Source organism: Mesorhizobium sp. M7A.F.Ca.MR.362.00.0.0, assembly GCF_004023175.1.
Taxonomy (GTDB): domain Bacteria; phylum Pseudomonadota; class Alphaproteobacteria; order Rhizobiales; family Rhizobiaceae; genus Mesorhizobium.
The window spans coordinates 1-16,982 of record NZ_RZTF01000104.1; the positions used below are offsets into that span (position 1 = coordinate 1).

17 protein-coding genes and 1 tRNA gene are annotated in these 16,982 nt (G+C 64.5%); 11 read left to right on the plus strand and 7 right to left on the minus strand.

Annotated elements, in window-relative coordinates; genetic code table 11:
* Both EOC06_RS15295 and EOC06_RS15300 read left to right on the plus strand, forming a co-directional pair.
* Window positions 1-1,448: ABC transporter ATP-binding protein (locus tag EOC06_RS15295; RefSeq protein WP_164898593.1), on the plus strand; the 1,448-nt coding region annotated here is incomplete at its 5' end.
* 29 nt (window positions 1,449-1,477) lie between these two features.
* The gene (locus EOC06_RS15300; protein ID WP_127271229.1) at window positions 1,478-2,419 is read left to right on the plus strand and encodes a glyoxylate/hydroxypyruvate reductase A; all 942 of its coding nucleotides are present in this window, start codon (window positions 1,478-1,480) and stop codon (window positions 2,417-2,419) included.
* Here the strand turns inward: EOC06_RS15300 and EOC06_RS15305 are convergent.
* Both EOC06_RS15305 and EOC06_RS15310 read right to left on the minus strand, forming a co-directional pair.
* The gene (locus tag EOC06_RS15305) at window positions 2,416-2,778 is read right to left on the minus strand and encodes a hypothetical protein (RefSeq protein ID WP_127326244.1); all 363 of its coding nucleotides are present in this window, start codon (window positions 2,776-2,778) and stop codon (window positions 2,416-2,418) included. The genes EOC06_RS15300 and EOC06_RS15305 overlap by 4 nt on opposite strands.
* 289 nt (window positions 2,779-3,067) lie before the next feature.
* Window positions 3,068-3,997: a class I SAM-dependent methyltransferase gene (locus EOC06_RS15310; RefSeq protein WP_128308172.1), complete on the minus strand. Its 930-nt coding sequence runs from the start codon at window positions 3,995-3,997 to the stop codon at window positions 3,068-3,070.
* A 106-nt stretch (window positions 3,998-4,103) separates the two neighbouring features.
* Between EOC06_RS15310 and EOC06_RS15315 the strand changes: the two genes are divergently transcribed.
* Window positions 4,104-5,114: a ligase-associated DNA damage response exonuclease gene (locus EOC06_RS15315; protein ID WP_128308173.1), complete on the plus strand. Its 1,011-nt coding sequence runs from the start codon at window positions 4,104-4,106 to the stop codon at window positions 5,112-5,114.
* 4 nt (window positions 5,115-5,118) lie between these two features.
* Window positions 5,119-6,720, plus strand: a complete 1,602-nt coding sequence (locus EOC06_RS15320; RefSeq protein ID WP_128308182.1) for a cisplatin damage response ATP-dependent DNA ligase — start codon at window positions 5,119-5,121, stop codon at window positions 6,718-6,720.
* Window positions 6,721-6,734: 14 nt separating this feature from the next.
* On the opposite strand, the gene EOC06_RS15325 is transcribed toward EOC06_RS15320, so the two are convergent.
* Entirely contained in the window at window positions 6,735-7,874 is a 1,140-nt protein-coding gene (locus EOC06_RS15325) for a hypothetical protein (protein ID WP_164898594.1), read from the minus strand.
* A gap of 330 nt (window positions 7,875-8,204) precedes the next feature.
* Between EOC06_RS15325 and EOC06_RS15330 the strand changes: the two genes are divergently transcribed.
* The 7 genes from EOC06_RS15330 (at window position 8,205) to EOC06_RS15360 (ending at window position 11,174) form a co-directional block, all read left to right on the plus strand.
* Window positions 8,205-8,280 (plus strand) — tRNA-Thr (locus tag EOC06_RS15330).
* 131 nt (window positions 8,281-8,411) lie between these two features.
* Window positions 8,412-8,600, plus strand: coding sequence for a YodC family protein (locus tag EOC06_RS15335; RefSeq protein ID WP_023811455.1), 189 nt, complete (start codon window positions 8,412-8,414; stop codon window positions 8,598-8,600).
* A gap of 163 nt (window positions 8,601-8,763) precedes the next feature.
* Window positions 8,764-9,195, plus strand: a complete 432-nt coding sequence (locus tag EOC06_RS15340) for an EF-hand domain-containing protein (RefSeq protein ID WP_128308175.1) — start codon at window positions 8,764-8,766, stop codon at window positions 9,193-9,195.
* A 45-nt stretch (window positions 9,196-9,240) separates the two neighbouring features.
* Window positions 9,241-9,783, plus strand: coding sequence for an RNA polymerase sigma factor (locus EOC06_RS15345; RefSeq protein WP_128308176.1), 543 nt, complete (start codon window positions 9,241-9,243; stop codon window positions 9,781-9,783).
* 86 nt (window positions 9,784-9,869) lie between these two features.
* On the plus strand, window positions 9,870-10,322 hold the full coding sequence (locus EOC06_RS15350; protein WP_128308177.1) for a hypothetical protein: 453 nt from the start codon (window positions 9,870-9,872) through the stop codon (window positions 10,320-10,322).
* Window positions 10,319-10,774, plus strand: a complete 456-nt coding sequence (locus EOC06_RS15355; RefSeq protein WP_128308178.1) for a periplasmic heavy metal sensor — start codon at window positions 10,319-10,321, stop codon at window positions 10,772-10,774. The genes EOC06_RS15350 and EOC06_RS15355 overlap by 4 nt, the downstream gene beginning before the upstream one ends.
* 112 nt (window positions 10,775-10,886) lie before the next feature.
* On the plus strand, window positions 10,887-11,174 hold the full coding sequence (locus tag EOC06_RS15360; protein WP_128308179.1) for a hypothetical protein: 288 nt from the start codon (window positions 10,887-10,889) through the stop codon (window positions 11,172-11,174).
* Between the two features lie 120 nt (window positions 11,175-11,294).
* Here the strand turns inward: EOC06_RS15360 and EOC06_RS15365 are convergent, their stop codons facing one another.
* From EOC06_RS15365 to EOC06_RS15380, 4 genes are all read right to left on the minus strand, one after another.
* Window positions 11,295-12,875 (minus strand): indolepyruvate oxidoreductase subunit beta family protein, encoded by a 1,581-nt coding sequence (locus EOC06_RS15365; protein WP_128308180.1) that lies wholly within the window; start codon window positions 12,873-12,875, stop codon window positions 11,295-11,297.
* Window positions 12,868-15,030 carry an indolepyruvate ferredoxin oxidoreductase subunit alpha gene (locus EOC06_RS15370; RefSeq protein ID WP_128308181.1) on the minus strand — a complete coding sequence of 721 codons (2,163 nt, stop codon included), beginning with the start codon at window positions 15,028-15,030 and terminating at the stop codon, window positions 12,868-12,870. Before EOC06_RS15370 ends, EOC06_RS15365 begins: the two co-directional genes overlap by 8 nt.
* 61 nt (window positions 15,031-15,091) lie before the next feature.
* The gene (locus EOC06_RS15375; RefSeq protein WP_127411456.1) at window positions 15,092-15,574 is read right to left on the minus strand and encodes a MarR family winged helix-turn-helix transcriptional regulator; all 483 of its coding nucleotides are present in this window, start codon (window positions 15,572-15,574) and stop codon (window positions 15,092-15,094) included.
* On the minus strand, window positions 15,574-16,982 hold a 1,409-nt coding region (locus EOC06_RS15380; protein ID WP_245469627.1), incomplete at its 5' end, for an NAD(P)/FAD-dependent oxidoreductase. The genes EOC06_RS15380 and EOC06_RS15375, both read right to left, overlap by 1 nt.

Genomic DNA, 16,982 nt, shown 5'->3' on the forward strand with positions numbered 1-16,982 from the left:
ATCCAAGCGCCAGCCACCCCTCGGGAAAGATCGTGTTCCAGGGCGCCGACCTGCTGGCCATGAACGAGAAGCAGCTGCGGCAGGTGCGCGGCAACAAGATCACCATGATCTTCCAGGAGCCGATGACTTCGCTCAATCCGCTGCACACGATCGAGCAGCAGATCGTCGAGATCCTGAAGCTGCATCAGGGCATGGCCGACCGCCCGGCCAAGGAACGAACACTGGCCTTGCTCAACGAGGTCGGCATCCGCGATCCGCATAAGCGCCTCGATGCCTATCCACACCAGTTGTCCGGCGGCCAGCGTCAGCGCGTGATGATCGCCATGGCGCTGGCCAACGAGCCCGAACTTCTGATCGCCGACGAGCCGACGACGGCGCTCGACGTCACCGTACAGGCGCAGATCCTCGAACTGCTGGCCGGCTTGAAGAGCCGCAAGGGCATGTCGATGCTGTTCATCACCCATGATCTCGGCATCGTGCGCAAGATCGCCGACCGTGTCTGCGTGATGACCAAGGGCAAGATCGTCGAGACCGGGCCGACCAAGGAGATCTTCGCCAATCCGCAGCATGCCTATACGCGGCATCTGCTGGCGGCCGAGCCAAAAGGCAAGCCGCCGGCCGCCAATGCCGATGCCAAGCCTGTCATGACCGGCAAGGACATAAAGGTCTGGTTTCCGATCAAGCAGGGCTTCTTCCGCCGCACCGTCGACAATGTGAAGGCGGTCGACGGCATCGATGTCACCGTGCGCGCCGGCCAGACGCTTGGCGTGGTCGGCGAATCCGGCTCCGGCAAGACGACGCTCGGCCTGGCGCTGGCGAGAATGATCTCGTCGACCGGAACGATCCAGTTCAATGGTCGCGACATCAACCAGCTGACTTTCAACGCCATGCGGCCGCTCAGGCGCGAATTGCAGATCGTCTTCCAGGATCCGTTCGGCTCGCTCAGCCCGCGCATGTCGATCGCAGAGATCATCGAAGAAGGCCTCAAGATCCACGAGCCGAAGCTGTCGCCCGACGAGCGCGACGACAAGGTGGCCGCCGTGCTGAAGGAGGTCGGGCTCGATCCGGCGACACGCAACCGCTATCCGCACGAGTTTTCCGGCGGCCAGCGCCAGCGCGTCGCCATCGCACGCGCCATGGTGCTCAACCCGCGCTTCGTCATGCTGGACGAGCCGACATCGGCACTCGACATGAGCGTGCAGGCGCAGGTCGTCGATCTGCTGCGCAGCCTGCAGGCCAAGCACGACCTCGCCTATCTCTTCATCAGCCATGATTTGAAAGTCATCCGGGCGCTGGCCAACGACGTCATCGTCATGCGCAATGGCAGGATCGTCGAAGCTGGTCCTTCCCAGCAGATTTTTGAAAATCCGCAAACCGACTATACTCGGGCGCTGATCTCGGCCGCCTTCAAGATCGAGACGGCACCGGTCGGCATCGTCAGCGAGTGATTTGCGTAGAGAGGGACTAAAAGACCGCAATGGAAAAAGGCCGTATCCTGCTTGCCGTCACCGGCTTTCATCCGCAGCGCTGGCGCGAGCTCCTGTCGGCCGAGCGCGAGGTGGTGCTGGAGCCTGACGGCGCCAGCGACCCGTCGATCACCTATGCCGTGGTGTGGAAGCAGAAGCCGAACCTGTTGTCGTCGCTGCCCAATCTGCGCGCCATCTTTTCGATCGGCGCCGGCGTCGATCATATCTTCGCCGATCCCGGCCTGCCCGATGTGCCTGTTGTCAAGGTCGTCGCCGACAACCTCACCCAGTACATGACCGAATATGTCGTCTGGCGGGTTCTCGACCATCACCGCCAAGGCCTGCTCTACCGGTCGCAGCAGCCGAAGAAGATCTGGCACGAGCCGCAGCAGAGGCCTGCCGGTGACATTTCGGTCGGCATCATGGGCCTCGGCAGTCTCGGCCGCGCCGCGGCCTCGGTGCTTTTGTCGCTCGGCTTTGCCGTCAATGGCTGGTCGCGCACCGACAAGGCCATGGAAGGCGTCGCGACCTATTCCGGCGAAGCTGGACTGATCCCCTTCCTCAAGGCCACCGACATCCTGGTGGTGCTTTTGCCGCTGACGCCGGAGACCAAGGGCATTATCAACTACGGCGTGCTGAAGGAATTGCGGAAACGCAACGGCCTCGGCGGTTCGGTGCTGATCAATGCCGGGCGCGGCCGTCTGCAGAAGGATGCCGACATTTTGCGGGCGCTGGATGACGGCACATTGAAGGAGGCGAGCCTCGACGTGTTCGAGGTCGAACCGCTGCCGAAGACCAGTCCGCTGTGGGGGCATCCAAAAGTGTTCGTGACGCCGCACGCGGCAGCGACCTCCGACCCGGTGCATCTGGCGCCGATCATGCTGCGCCAGATGGACGCCTTCGAACGCGGTGAAAAGCTGGACAATCTGGTGGACCGCAAGGCGGGGTATTAGCCAGGCAGAGCGAGCTTCTTCTGCTTGTCCGGCTGGCCGCAGTCGCGTCGATCGATCGACCGGTTCATGGCATCGATCTCACCGCTTGCCTTGTCGGTATCGCGTTTGGCCTTGGAGCGCATGTCAGGTGTGAACGGGCCGAAGCCCATCGCCGGATTGGAGAATGTCGGCTTGGCCTTCGCCGGAAGGTTGTATTGCTGCGCCAAGCCGTTGCGCTGCGCCAGCAACTGATCGCACGGCACGGTGTCGTATTGCAGGGAGGACTGGACGTTCGCATCCTGCTGTTCCGACATCGAGGTGCCGCCGACACAGCCGGCGGTCAGCAGGCAAGAGGCCAAGATCATCATGTTCCAGCGCATCGACTATGCTCCTCCTGAATCCCGCCCTGACTCGACCAGATCGCAAATATCAGTCGCGCATGCAAATCGGACTTTTTCACAGCAAGATTGTTTGCGATGCGGCGAGGCCGCCCCTCCGCCGGCGCGTGGCTGACGGAGCATCAAACGAAAAACCCGCCTGTGCGGCGGGTCACTGGCGCAAATCAGCACCATGGGCGAAAATGTACCATAGCTGAGGGCAGGGTGTCAAGAAAAAATTCCTATCACGCTGCCCGGCAAAAAGCTGCCGACGCCGCCGAACTGGCTGTCGTCAGCTCTTTTGCTGAGCTGAGTTCGGAGCCTTGGCCACAACGACCAACCCGTTGACATGTTCCCCGCGATCCTGCCGGATGACGGTTGGTTCCAGTGACAGGACCGAAAGCCCGTTGGCGGCCAGGACGTCGCGCACATAGTGTTGCGCATGCGCATAGCGGCGCGACGGCAGCAGCACGAAATCGCCATCGCCAGCCAGCGTCTCGACGGAAAACGCGAACAGGCCATCCGTGGCCAGCAAGCCGGCAATCGTCTTCACCACGCCGTCCAGCGCGCCAACATAGATGAAAACATCGGCCACCGTCACCAGATAGGCTTTCGGACCGGCATAGGGAAAATCCCGCAGATCGGCCTTGTCGAGGAAATCGTAGACGCCCTTGGTCCGCGCCTTTCTCAGCATTTTGGCCGAAATGTCATACCCCTCCAGCCGGTCGACGATCGGCCGCAGCATCTGCCCCATCAGGCCGGTGCCGCAGCCGAGATCCAGAGCGAGCGGGAAGCGTCCCGGCCTTGCCGCTCGAATGGCCTGGTCGAGCATTTCAGGCAGGCGGTAACTCAGCCTGCCGACCAGGGACTCATCGAAGCTCTCGGCATAGTGGTCGAACAAGGTCTCGACGAAGGCGCTGGGGAGCGCGTCGGGCGCCGGCGCCTTGCCGATCAATTGCAGGTTCAGCGCAGCGCCTTGACGATCCGATGGATCGAGTTGCAGCGACATCGTCCAGGCCTGCACGGCCAAATCCGCCGCGCCCGCCGCCTGCTGCATCTCGCCGAGGCGAAACCAGCCCATCGCCCATTGCGGTGTCATTTCCAGCGCGCCGAGCAGCAATTCCGCCGCCGCCGCGTGATCGCCATCCGCGTGCAGCATCTCGGCATAATCGGCACGGCGATCGGCGTTCAAGTCGCCGGACGAGGCCTGAAGCGGTTTCATGACGATGGGTCCTGCCGGCGGATCGAGCCGGCGGTGCTCTATGCGGGAGTCAGCAGTGACTTACAACAGGCTTCCCGCCGCGGAATTATATCCTATCTTGGAGATCATGCGCGCCAGCGACCTGCTTCATCCCCGGCCTGAAGGCCTCTATTGCCCGCCGGGCGATTTCTTCATCGACCCGGTCCGGCCGGTCGACCGGGCATTGATCACGCATGGCCATTCCGACCATGCGCGTTCCGGCCACCGCTCGGTGCTGGCGACGCGGCAGACGCTCGACATTATGGGCCTGCGCTACGGCGAGGATTTCGCGGGAACAACGCAAGCGGCACAGCTCGGCGAGACGATTGCACTCAATGGCATCAGCGTCAGCTTCCATCCAGCCGGCCATGTGCTGGGCTCGGCGCAGATATTGGTCGAGCATCAGGACACGCGCATCGTCGCTTCCGGCGACTACAAGCGGCAGAGGGACGCAACCTGCGCGCCATTCGCGCCGATCCCGTGCGATGTGTTCATCACCGAAGCGACCTTCGGCCTGCCGGTGTTTCGCCATCCGCCCGACACCGAAGAAATCGCCCGCCTGCTGAAATCGGCAGCGCAGTTCCCCGAGCGCTCGCATCTGGTCGGCGCCTATGCGCTGGGCAAGGCGCAACGGGTGATGCGGCTGTTGCGCGACGCCGGCTACGACAGGCCGCTCTACATCCATGGCGCGCTGGCCAAACTCAGCGAATACTACCAGAGCCAAGGCATCGATCTCGGCACCCTCGAACCGGCGACCGTCGAAAGCGGCGGCAAGGATGATTTTACCGGCGCCATCGTCGTCGGCCCGCCATCGGCCTTCGCCGACCGCTGGGCACGGCGTTTTCCCGATCCGATCTCGTGCTTCGCGTCGGGCTGGATGCGCATTCGCCAGCGCGCCAAGCAAGGCGGCGTCGAGCTGCCGCTGATCATCTCGGACCATGCCGACTGGGATGAGTTGACCGCCACGATCAGGGAGACCGGAGCCGAGGAGATCTGGGTGACGCATGGCCGCGAGGAAGCGCTGGTACGCTGGTGTGAGCTCGAAGGCATCGCCGCCCGGCCGCTGCATCTGGTCGGCTACGAAGATGAGGGCGATTGAAGCCATGAACCGCTTCGCCGAGCTTCTCGACCGTCTGGTGCTGACGCCGTCGCGCAACGGCAAGCTGACCTTGCTGACCGACTATTTCCGCACTGTGGAGGATCCCGATCGCGGGCTGGCGCTGGCTGCCATCACCGGCGATCTCCACATCGCCGCGGTCAAACCGGCGATGCTGCGCATGCTGGTCACCGAACGCATGGATCCGGTGCTGTTCGGCTATTCCTACGACTATGTCGGCGATCTCGCCGAAACGGTGTCGCTGGTCTGGCCGCAAACGCCCGGAAACATCGCGAACCGCGAGCCGACGCTTGGCGAAGTCGTGGCCAAACTGCAGGCGGCAAGCCGCTCCGACGGACCGAAGGTGCTGGCCGGGCTGCTCGACAGCGCGGGCATCTCGGCGCGCTTCGCCATCATCAAGCTGGTCACCGGCGGCTTGCGCATCGGCATGTCGGCGCGGCTGGCCAAACAGGCGCTGGCCGATTTCGGCAAGGTCGACGTGGCCGAGATCGAGGAACTCTGGCACGGGTTGACGCCGCCTTACACAGCGCTGTTCGCGTGGCTGGAAGGCAAGGCCGAAAAGCCCAGGAACACGGCGTTGGCATTGTTTCGCCCGGTGATGCTGTCGAACCCGGTCGGTGACGGCGATCTCGAAAAGCTCGATCCGGCGGATTATGCCGCCGAATGGAAATGGGACGGCATCCGTGTCCAGGCGGTGGCCGAGGGCGGCATCCGCCGGCTCTATTCGCGCACCGGTGACGATGTTTCCGGCGCCTTTCCGGACCTCGCCGATGCCATGCATTTTTCCGCAACGCTGGACGGCGAACTGCTTGTCGGCGATCCCCGAGAGGCGACGGGAACCTTCTCGGATCTGCAGCAACGGCTGAATCGCAAGACGGTGACACCGAAGATGCAGCAGCAATACCCGGCCTTCATGCGCTGCTACGATCTGCTCCAGGTCGGCGGCGAGGATCTGCGCGCACTGCCGTTTCGCGAGCGGCGCAGCCGGCTGGAAGCGTTTGTCGGAACGCTCGACCCGAGCCGTTTCGATCTTTCGCCATTCGTCGACTTCACGGATTGGCAAACGCTTGAGGAACTACGCCGGGTGCCGCCGCATCCGATCATCGAAGGCGTCATGCTGAAGCGCTGGGACTCAGCCTATGTCGCCGGCCGGCCGAAAGGTCCATGGTTCAAATGGAAACGCGATCCGCACACGGTGGACGCGGTGCTGATGTATGCCCAGCGCGGCCACGGCAAACGCTCGAGCTTCTATTCCGACTATACGTTCGGCGTCTGGACAGGTGCCGAAGGCGAAGAGGAACTGGTGCCGGTCGGCAAGGCCTATTTCGGCTTCACCGACGAGGAGTTGAAGCAGATCGACAAATATGTCCGCGACAACACGATCGAGCGTTTCGGGCCGGTGCGCTCGGTGCGGGCTGACCGCGACAACGGCCTGGTGCTGGAAGTCGCCTTCGAAGGGCTGAACCGCTCGACCCGGCACAAATCCGGCGTTGCCATGCGCTTTCCCCGCATTTCGCGGCTGCGCTGGGACAAGCCGGCCAACGAGGCCGACCGCATCGAGACGCTACAGGCGCTGCTCGACCGCTAGACCGTTCAGCGCTCTTACGGCTCGATCGAAACGCGGATTTCGTAGATGTCCGCGGCCTTACCCTGCTTGTCGAAGTCTGAATTGATGGCAATGGTGCCGGCCGAGCCCGGACGCTTGTCGGGAAACTGCACATCGAACAGATATTCGTTCTGCTGCTGGCCGACCGCATAGCGCTTGCGGCCGCAGTCGCCGAGTTCGCCGAAATTGCAGTCGACCGAAATCTGCGTCTCCTTGCCTTCTTCGGAGCGGGCAATGATGTCGAACACGGCATGTTTGCCGGCCAGCTTCTCCAGCACGCCTTGTCCGACGTCGAAACTGATCGCCGAACCAGACGCGCCGGAACGGATGCGCAGGAACGAACCGGTATCGTCCTTCATCACCTCGGCCCTGGCGTCAGACGGCGCGCTGACATGGGATGCATCGGCCGGCGAAAACACATTGATCCAGTCGCGCGCCTGGTCCGCGGCGCCGGGTTTTTCCGGACCGCCGTCGGCCGGTGTGAAATCGTCGTCCTCGACGGTCGGCGGCGCTTGCGGCGGGGCGGTGTCGAGTTGCGCGGATGTCTTGAACACACCGGTCTGCACGGCGAAGAACAGGCCGATGCCAACCGCAGCGAGCAGTGTCACGGTCAGGAAGATGGCGGTCAGCGGCAGGCGACGCCCTCTTATGCGCCGTTCATCGCGGTCGGGCGCAACTTCCGTCGCCGCGCCGGCCGAGGCCGGAACCGACATGTCGATGGCCGGAGCATCGGGAAGCGTGGCGTCCGGCATGATGTCGGGAACGACCGGCAGGACGCGCGAGCGCGGGGCATCGGCAGCGGATTGCACGGGTCCGTCGACGACGACGTCGGGGGACGATGCCTGTCGGCCGGTTTCGACCGCGGGCGCCGGATCCGCTCCGAGTTCGACCGCCGGTGTATCACCCTGCGGGCCGACATCCGGCACCGCCGGCAGGAACTCGGATTCGATTTCGGTGATTTTCGCCTGGATTGCCTTGCGGCGCTTGATGGCGACCTCGACGGTCACACCGGGATTGGCCTGGAGCGCGCGATCAAGCGCGGCAAAAGCCGAGCGATAGACCCTCTCGCGAAACGCGCGGTCCTCGGCATTGCCTTTCTCCAAGGCGTTCCGGATCGCTTTTTCGATCGCGTCCAAGCGGGTCCCTCTGTCTTTGCCAACCTTGCCGTGATCGTTAGCCGCAGGCGACCAATCAATCAACGGGCGAGCGGCGCATTCTGCCTCGCAGAGGTGTGCAAAGTCCATTCCGGCGCTGTTCCGGCAACAAAATCAGCATGTTTGGCCGATTTTCACGCGAAGGGAGCGCACCCACCGTGCGCCGCATCCCTTGGCGATTGATCGGCGGACAAGGCGGCGGCCGGCTTTCGAGGGTGCCATGACGACGCAGCAGGAATTGCCAAGTCGCATCTTGAATTCGCGCCCGGTTGCGTCTATCACCGCCGCATCTTGGAGGCCTTGGCTTCCTGGGCCGCTTTAGCTCAGTTGGTAGAGCACCGCATTCGTAATGCGGGGGTCGCGTGTTCGAGTCACGCAAGCGGCACCATTTTTCCCTTCGTTTTGTCGTCTACCCCTTCGCATCTGGCGCACAGAATTGCGGCGCCGGCCTGGCAGATCTGCCATTGTCGAGACCCCGGTTTGGTGTGAAACTCATGGCCTCAGCATGGGAGGTCAAAAATGCCCAACAATTTCAAGACCGGAGACGTCGTCAGGCTGAAATCCGGAGGTCCCAGGATGACGATCAGCGATGGGGCAGCCTCGGGCATGTATCTGTGCCACTGGTTCAATCGCGAGGGCGAGGTGTGGACCCCGCAACATGCCGGGTTCAAGCCCGAACAACTGATTGCGGCCGACCAGTCGGACTAGAGTTCCTTCCATCCCGATCGAGCCGGGATGGGCACCCTCTTTTGTCCGGGCGTGAACGGATCAGCAGGCGCGACCGACGGATTTTCCGGGTCGCGGCGTTTAACGGTTGAAGCGCGATGGCGGCACAAGCCGTCTGCGTCGCGCCAACCTGGAGACGCACAGCATGATCCGCCGTTCGATATTAGTCGTTGCCTTGAGTTTGCAGACCGTTGCGGCTTTCGCCCAGGCAACGACGCCGCCTGCACCGCCGACCGCCGCGCCACTTGCCGCGCCAGGCGCTTCGGGGACCAGGTCCGACATCACGCTGGCCAAATTCCAGAAGCGGCGCGAAAAGGCGATCATGGCGGCCGACACGGATGGCGACGGCAAGATCAGCCTGCTGGAATGGGAGGCCTTTCGGACGAAGCGCAACGTCAAGGGCGACGCCGCCAAATCCTTCGCGCGGATCGATTCCAACCATGACGGCTTCATCGATCGCGCCGAACTCGATGCATTCTTCGCCAGGCGCTTCGCCCGGCTGGACAAGAATGCCGACGGCATTTTGACGGCCGACGAACTGCCGGGCCACAAAACCGCTCCCAAGCAAGAGCAATGACCAAGAGGCAATGACGCGCGATGAATATCGGGAGTGCGCCGACTGATGGCTGCGGATCCGGACGAGGAGCTGGTTCGCCGTGTTGGCGCCGGCGAGCCGGCAGCCGTGCAAACGCTCGTCGCGCGCAAGCTGCCGCGTATCCTGGCGCTTGCCGTGCGCATGCTCGGCGATGCGGCGGAGGCCGAGGATGTCGCGCAGGAAACCTTCGTGCGGATCTGGCGCCATGCCGCGAGCTGGCGGCGCGGCAATGCGCGCTTCGACAGCTGGATCCACCGGGTGACGCTCAACCTTTGCTACGACCGGCTGCGTCGCAGGCGCGAGTGGGTGACCGGCGACCTGCCGGAAATGGTCGACCCCGCGGAACTTCCCGACGCCCCTCGCCAGGAGGACGCGCTTCGGGTCGAACGCGCACTGCAAGCCATAGCGCCGCGCCAGCGCGAAGCGATCGTTCTGGTCTACTATCAGGAGATGTCCAATATCGAGGCGGCAGCGACCTTGCGGGTCAGCGTCGATGCCCTGGAGAGCCTGCTTGCGCGCGGCAGGCGGTCGCTGCAGGCGATCCTGGCGGGGGATGGCGCCGATGAGTAAGCACCGGGCAAGCACCAACGCACCACGGCCATTGCGCCTTGCTGGTGCCGCCTGGCGCTCGGCGTCGACGGGCAAGGGGGCGACACATGGCTGAAGGATCCAGGAACGAACCCGCAATGGATGCCAGGCGCTTTGCCGTCTTGGCCCACGCCTATGGCGGCGACTTGCGGCGATGGCCCGAGGCTGAGCGAATGGCCGGCACGGTCTTTGCCGCGAGCGGCGCGGGCAAGGCCATCTTGAGGCAGGCCGGGACACTTGACGCGCTGCTCGACAGCTACCGCGTCGACGCCCCGGACAAGGCACTGCACGGCAGCATTCTGCAGGCTGCCGGCCGGCACCTCGTCCAGCGCCGGCGTCGGTGGTTCTGGTGGCTGGGACTCGGACTTGCCGGCATTGGTCTGGCCGGTGCCGTGGCAGGGCTGGCCCTGGTGACCATCGTCACGCCGGAGGTCCAGCCGGACCATTATGTGCTGGATGCCAATGCGACGGCGTTTGGCGATGCCGGCCCCGCTGCCGAGAACGGTGAGGAAAGCCTATGAGCACGCGCTGGGTCCGTGGTCTGGTCATTGCTTCCGTGGTGCTGAACGTCTTTCTTGCCGGCGCATTTGTCGGTGGTGCGGTCTGGCTGAGAAATGCCAAAACAGGTGTCTCGCTGGAATCGGCCGGCCGACAACTTCCCGACCAGGATCGCAAGGCGTTCCGCGAGGCGCTGCGCCAGGTTCGCGTGCAGTCCCGTCAGATCATTCTCGATGGCCAGCAGGCGAGGCAGCAGGCAGCAGACCTGTTGCGACAGCCTGTCATGGACGAGGCCGCCGTGTCGGCTGCCCTGGAGCGGGCACGCAACGCCGACGCGACGGTTCGCACCCGGCTCGAGCAGGCCATCGTCGACTTCGCGGCGAACACATCACCCGAAAACCGGAGCGTGCTGGCGCAGGCATTGCTGCGCCACATGGAGCGCCGCGCTGCCGTGGCGCCGAAAAAATCGCCATGACGACCGACGGAAAAGGCGGGAGACGCCGTTTAACGAAGAGAAGGGACAAGCCTGCCCGATCGCATTGTGCCGGGCGGCCATCTTCAAACTCGAATGCACTCGGAGCCCAATTATGAGTCGCCTGAAAAACTATGCAGCAGCCGCTATCCTGGCGGTCAGTGGAACTGTCGTGACCGCCACCGCGTCCAACGCAATGCCCGTCATGTCTGTAACCCATCCGGCCGCCCCGGCATTGGTCGAGCATGTCCGCTGGGGGTGCGGCATCGGCTGGCACCCGAACCGATGGGGCCGTTGCGTGCCGAACGGCGTCGTCATCGTGCGCCCGCACTACCATTACTGGCACGCTCCGGTCTATGGCTGGCACCCGCACCATCACTGGCGCCGCTGGCACCATAACTGATCGAAGCACGGCGGGGCCAGGCACCTGGCCCCGCGTCAGCGCCGGCGCACGGGCAATCCTGTCAGCCAGCCCGGAGTTAAGGTTAGCGCCGCTCCAATCCGTGGACGCCCGCTAGATATCTCAGCCGATTGGGTCCGGCCCCAGCGTCGCCACCGTCTTCAGCGCGCCGTCGAGCATGTCGCCCTTCTCATCCTTCAGCGCCATCTCGCGCAGGCGGCGGATCCAGTCGGCGGCGTCCGTCCGGCCCTTGACCAGGTCGAGCGCCGACAGCACGCGGTCGAATTTCGACTGTGCCCGGACATGGGTGTCGCTGTAGCCCTTGATCAGCCGGCGGCAGTTGAGGATCTCGACGGCCAGTGCGTAATCCTGGGGCACATGGTCGAGAGCCAGCGCGTACCAGCGATCGAGATGCGCGACCTCGACCTTGTGGCGCAGCAGACTGCGGCGCCAGCGGCGCAGGCCGCCGATGAACCACAAAGCGGCAAAGCCGGCAAAACTGTCGGTGCGGATGCGGCGGCCATGATTGATGCGGCGATCGAGAAAGGCGGCGAGCTTCGGGCGGCTTTCGATATAGCTTCCCAGTCCCGCCGGCAGCGTGCCGCAGAACTCCTCGATGCGCGGGTGGAAATATTCGGTCACCTGCAGGATCGAGCCGTCCTTGACGCCGACCTCGCGGCGCACACGTTTGCCGCGCGTCGAGCGCGTCTTGAGATCGGCGACGCGGATCATGTCGTCGTAGCACAGCGCGTTGGCCAGATGCTTGGCGGCGGCGATGGACAAGCCATAGCCCTGAAGCGGCCCGTCCAGCGCGACGGCCTTGTCCAACCGGTCGAGATACTCGCGCCCATAGGCGATGTCCTGATAGTCGACGACCTTTCTCAGACCCCGAAGTGCCATGTCGCGCACGGCCACCGGCAACAGGTCGATGCGGGCAGCCAAGGCCTGCCAGCCCTGCAGCAGGTTTTGCGGGCCACTCACCTGTCCTGTGCCCAAGGCAGATTCGACTATCGCTGGCTCGGCCGGCTTCGGCGCCGGTGCTGCCGTGCCGCGCGCACGATCAAACGCGGCACCGAAGGCGGCGAGGCTGGCCTTGACGCCCCGGCCGCCGGCACCGATCGCCTGTTCGTAGCTCTCGCGCGTGAAGGGCAGCGCGTCGGACCCCGCCAGCGCGCCAAGCAGGCTGGCCGAGATCATCGAACCATTGTCGGCGGCGATCTTCTCCATGTCGAAAGCGATGAAGCGTTTCGATGCGGCTTCCGCCGTCGCGTGCACCTTGGACGACGAGGCGCGGCCATCGCCCGGTTCGATTTTTTCCGACACGGCGGCAATGCGGTGCGAGGAGGCGATCAGCGTGGTCCGCTCGGGCGTGACGAAGCCGCGAATGATGGCGCGGCCGGCTTCCATCAGCTCAGCGGCGATCAGGATGTCGACATCGCCCTGCGACGGCGACAGCGCGAAGACCGGCAGCCGGCCGGTGTCGCGGGCCATCTCGACATAATAGATGGTGGCGCCGGTACGCTGGGCGACGCCGGCGACCGAGGTCGATTGCGCAACATAGCCGTTGCGCTCGGCGACATCGGTGATCCAGTCGGCGAGCACGCCACCGCCCTGGCCGCCGACCGCCAGCACGGCGAGCTTGATGACACGCTCGCTATCCTGAGCGCCGGCGCGGGCGCGAAGTGGGGGGACGGCGTCAAGCATCGGCGAAGGTCAGCCGCCGGCTTTCGCGGCGTCGCTGCAACAGGCTGATGGTGGCGCGGCGCGCGGCTTCCAGGAAACGGTCCCAGCGGCTCGGATTGTGGACGACGTCGGCGCGGTAGAAGGATGGGCAGAGCACCGCCGCATCGGCGACCTCGCCGCAATTGCCGCAGCCGACGCAGCTCTGGTCGATATGCGCGACCGGATCGTCGCGCAGCGGATCGTCTGTTGACTTGACCGACAGCGAGGGACAGCCGGACAGCCGCATGCAGGCATGGTCGCCCGTGCAGATATCCTCATCGACACCGAATTTCGGTTTCACGACACGGGTCCCGCCCTTGATCGCCTTGTCGACCAGCGGCTTTTCGCGGCGCTGCCGGTTGAGCATGCATTCGGACGAGGCGACGATGACCTTCGGCCCCTTCTCGTCTGTCGTCAGCGCCTCGCGCAGTGTGTCCTGCATCTTGGTGACGTCATAGGTGCGGTCGACATGGCGCAGCCATTTGACGCCCATGCCTTTCACCGCCTCGGTGATCGGATGTTTCGTCGACTTGGTCTTGTTGCCCGCGCGGGACGAGAGGATGTCCTGGCCGCCGGTCGCGGCCGAGTAAAAATTGTCGACGATGACGATGACGCCGTCGTTCTTGTTGAACACCGCATTGCCGATCGAGGAGGTCAGGCCGTTGTGCCAGAAGCCGCCGTCGCCGACGAAGGAGATCGAGCGGCGCTTGGCATTAGGCGAATTGAACGCCGAGGCGGAAGCCGGCCCCAGGCCATAGCCCATGGTGGTGGCGCCGAGCTCGAAAGGCGGCATGATCGAGAACAGATGGCAGCCGATGTCGGAGGCGATGTGGTGCTTGCCGAGTTCCTGCTCGACCAGTTTTGTCGCGGCAAAGATCGGCCGCTCCGGGCAGCCGATGCAGAAACCCGGCGGACGGCCCGGGACGACATTGATCAGGTCGGCGGCATCGACGCCGTCGCCGACCTTGTTGGGGGCGCGCACTTCGCCAGGCAGCAGATGCGGCGCCTCGGCGCGCAGGAAGGCGCCGATGCCGTCGAGCATGACCTGGCCGGTGTATTCGCCGGCCATCGGCAGATGCTCCTTGCCGACCAGCCTGGTGCCGCGGCCGGCCTTGTGCAGCATCGAAGCGAAAGCCTGTTCGATGTAGTTGGGCTGGCCTTCCTCGACGACCAGCACCGACTGCTTGCCCTCGCAGAACGACAGGAACTCGTCATCGATCAAGGGATAGACGGCATTGAGCACATAGAGGGGCACGTCGGTGTCGCCATAGATGTCGGCAAGGCCGAGCCGCTGCAGCGCGCGGATGACCGAGTTGTACATGCCGCCCTGCATGACGATGCCGACCGAACCATGATCCGAGCCGAAGAACTCGTTGATCTTGTTCTTGGCGATGAAGTCCACCGCCGCCGGCCAGCGCTTCTGCACCTTCTCCTTCTCATGCAGGAAGGAAGCGGGCGGCAGCACGATGCGGCCGGTGTCGCGGCGCGGGGCGTCAAGTGCATCGGCGACCGTCATCGGCGGCCGCTTGTTGTCCTTGGCGATGAAATGGCCGTGGACATGGCAGCAGCGGATGCGAACCTGCAGCATGACCGGCGTGTTGGAAATCTCCGACAGCTCGAAACCATCCTCCACCGCCTTGACGATCGATGGCAGGTTGGGTCGCGGATCGAGCAGCCAGACTTGGCTCTTCATGGCGAAGGCATGGCTGCGCTCCTGCATGATCGAGGAGCCTTCGCCATAATCCTCGCCGACAATGATCAGCGCACCGCCGGTGACGCCGCCGGAAGCCAGATTGGCCAACGCGTCGGAGGCGACATTGGTGCCGACGGTCGACTTGAAGGTGGCCGCACCACGGATCGGATAATGCACCGAGGCGGCCAGCATGGCGGTGGCGGTGGCTTCCGAGGCACTGGCCTCGAAATGCACGCCGAGTTCGCCCAGAATGTCCTGCGCGTCCGCCAGCACGTCCATCAGGTGACTGATCGGCGCGCCCTGATAGCCGCCGACATAGCCGACGCCGCATTGCAGCAGCGCCTTGGTGATGGCGAGGATGCCTTCGATGCCTTCGCCGGCAAATTCCTCGCCGGCGCCGAGCCGAAGCTTTTCGACTTCCTTGGCAAAAGACCGTTCGGCCATTTTTTCAATCCTTCCGTTACCGCCTGAGGCCGTTATCGCCCGGCATTGGCGGCGCGTAGGTTTAGATGTCGTGCTTGCGAATGTTCTTCAGCATCTTCAAAAGCGTGGTGATGAGTGCGGAATATTCGGCGTCATCGATATCGTCGAACATCGCCTCGAAGGCGTCATGCATGGCCGGCCAGGCGCGCGCGAATTCGGCGCGGCCCTCATCGGTCAGGAACACATGGCGGATGCGGCTGTCGGTGACGCCCTGCTCGCGCCGCACAAGGCCCTGGCCCTCCAGTGAGTCGAGCGTCCGGCTCAAGGTCGACTGCTCGATCACCGTATAGACCGAGAGGTCGTTGACGGTGATGCCGTCGGTGACCGACAGCACGGCCAGCGTGCGCACCTGCGGAATGGTCAGGCCCTGCTTGCGGAAATCGTCGCGCAAGGTGGCATTGTAGCGGCCCATGATGCGGTTCATCAGATAGGGCGCGAATTGCTGCAGGCCGATCTGCCCCAGGGTCGAAATGCGCTGGCGCTTTTCCGCGACCTTCTCTTCCATCACAGCCTCCCCGCCAGGAGAAAGCCGGAACCGCCGCCGAGACCCGCACCCGGATGGGTCGAGGCGCCTATGTGGTAGAGGTTCTTGATGCCGGTCTGATGGTTGCGGCTGCTCTTGAACGGCCGCCACAGGAAGGACTGGTCGATGGTCGAGGAACCGCCATAGGGATCACCACCCACCAGATTGATGTTCATCGCCTCGAGATCGGCCGGCGAATAGGCGCGGCGCGCGATGACGCTGTCCTTGAAGCCCTCGATATGGCTGGCAAGGATCGTTTCTGCGCGGTCGGCATAGGCTTCCCGCAAAGCGTCGGTCCATTGCCCGTCAGCCGGCGCCTGCAGCATGCCGGCGGCATCGCCCTTGATGTGGCGGGGAGCTTCGGGCAGTTGCAGCCACAGGATGGCCTTGCCCTCCGGACAGCGCGACGGATCGAGCGCATGCGGCTGGCCGACACAGATGGTCGGCACCTCCGGTAGCATGCCGCGCGCCGCTTCGTTGCAGGCTTTCGAGACGCCATCCAGCCCCGGCGTCAAATGCAGCAGCGCGACCTTGTCCAGGCCTTCGCCGCGCCATGCGGGCGGTTTGTCCAAGGCGTAGTGGATCTGGAAATTGCCTTTGCCGTAGCGATATTTCTGCGTCGCCTCGACATCGGCTTTGGGAGCCTCGCTGCCGAGCAGCCGACCATAGAGTTGCGTCGGTGTGACCGAGCAGATGACGCTCTTGTTGGCCGTGATCGTTTCGCCCGATGCCAGTCGCACGCCGGTTGCGCGACCACCACTCTGGACAATCGAAGCGACATCGGCGTCGGTGCGGATGTCGCCGCCGCGTTCCCGGATCAGGGCCTCGAAGGCCGCCAGCAGGTTTTTTGCCCCGCCCTTGACGATCGGCGCGCCCGCCGCCTCAAGCGCGAAGGCGATCACCTTGGCGATCTGGCCGGAAAAGGCGTCTTCGGGGCCGAGCCCGGCATGCAGCACCCAGGGCGCCCACAGCGCACGAATGGTTTCGGACTGGTAGGTGCTTTCCAGCCAGCCACGCGCCGGCACCAGTGCCTCGCCGAGAAAGGCGGCAAGGCCACGCGGACCACGGCGCCAGGCATCGCCGGCCAGCAGCCTGGCGGTCAGATAGGACCACAGGCTGCCGCCGAGCAGGCCGAACAGCAGGCCGGCATTGCGCTCGATGCCGCCGACATCGTCCGCGTGCCGGTCGCCGTCGCCTGCCGCGATCGCATTGAGGGCGGCGACGTTGGCAGCGCGGTCGGTGCGCAGCACGGCATGGCTGCCGTCCGGCCGCAGCACGCCGGTCGGCGTGCCGGTGTGGCAGAATTCCAGCCCGTGCCGCGCAAGGTCGGCGCCCAATGCGGCAAAGGCCGGAGAAGTGATGAACAGCACGAAGGTCGTCGCCATCACAT

What these genes read in the sequence shown, in the direction of transcription:
- EOC06_RS15345 (WP_128308176.1), top strand. Translation starts at nt 9,241, where the DNA reads ATGGCTGCGGATCCGGACGAGGAGCTGGTTCGCCGTGTTGGCGCCGGC.
- EOC06_RS15300 (WP_127271229.1), top strand. Translation starts at nt 1,478, where the DNA reads ATGGAAAAAGGCCGTATCCTGCTTGCCGTCACCGGCTTTCATCCGCAG.
- EOC06_RS15340 (WP_128308175.1), top strand. Translation starts at nt 8,764, where the DNA reads ATGATCCGCCGTTCGATATTAGTCGTTGCCTTGAGTTTGCAGACCGTT.
- EOC06_RS15305 (WP_127326244.1), bottom strand. Translation starts at nt 2,778, where the DNA reads ATGCGCTGGAACATGATGATCTTGGCCTCTTGCCTGCTGACCGCCGGC.
- EOC06_RS15370 (WP_128308181.1), bottom strand. Translation starts at nt 15,030, where the DNA reads ATGGCCGAACGGTCTTTTGCCAAGGAAGTCGAAAAGCTTCGGCTCGGC.
- EOC06_RS15375 (WP_127411456.1), bottom strand. Translation starts at nt 15,574, where the DNA reads ATGGAAGAGAAGGTCGCGGAAAAGCGCCAGCGCATTTCGACCCTGGGG.
- EOC06_RS15315 (WP_128308173.1), top strand. Translation starts at nt 4,104, where the DNA reads ATGCGCGCCAGCGACCTGCTTCATCCCCGGCCTGAAGGCCTCTATTGC.
- EOC06_RS15365 (WP_128308180.1), bottom strand. Translation starts at nt 12,875, where the DNA reads ATGCTTGACGCCGTCCCCCCACTTCGCGCCCGCGCCGGCGCTCAGGAT.
- EOC06_RS15310 (WP_128308172.1), bottom strand. Translation starts at nt 3,997, where the DNA reads ATGAAACCGCTTCAGGCCTCGTCCGGCGACTTGAACGCCGATCGCCGT.
- EOC06_RS15355 (WP_128308178.1), top strand. Translation starts at nt 10,319, where the DNA reads ATGAGCACGCGCTGGGTCCGTGGTCTGGTCATTGCTTCCGTGGTGCTG.
- EOC06_RS15320 (WP_128308182.1), top strand. Translation starts at nt 5,119, where the DNA reads ATGAACCGCTTCGCCGAGCTTCTCGACCGTCTGGTGCTGACGCCGTCG.
- EOC06_RS15335 (WP_023811455.1), top strand. Translation starts at nt 8,412, where the DNA reads ATGCCCAACAATTTCAAGACCGGAGACGTCGTCAGGCTGAAATCCGGA.
- EOC06_RS15360 (WP_128308179.1), top strand. Translation starts at nt 10,887, where the DNA reads ATGAGTCGCCTGAAAAACTATGCAGCAGCCGCTATCCTGGCGGTCAGT.
- EOC06_RS15350 (WP_128308177.1), top strand. Translation starts at nt 9,870, where the DNA reads ATGGCTGAAGGATCCAGGAACGAACCCGCAATGGATGCCAGGCGCTTT.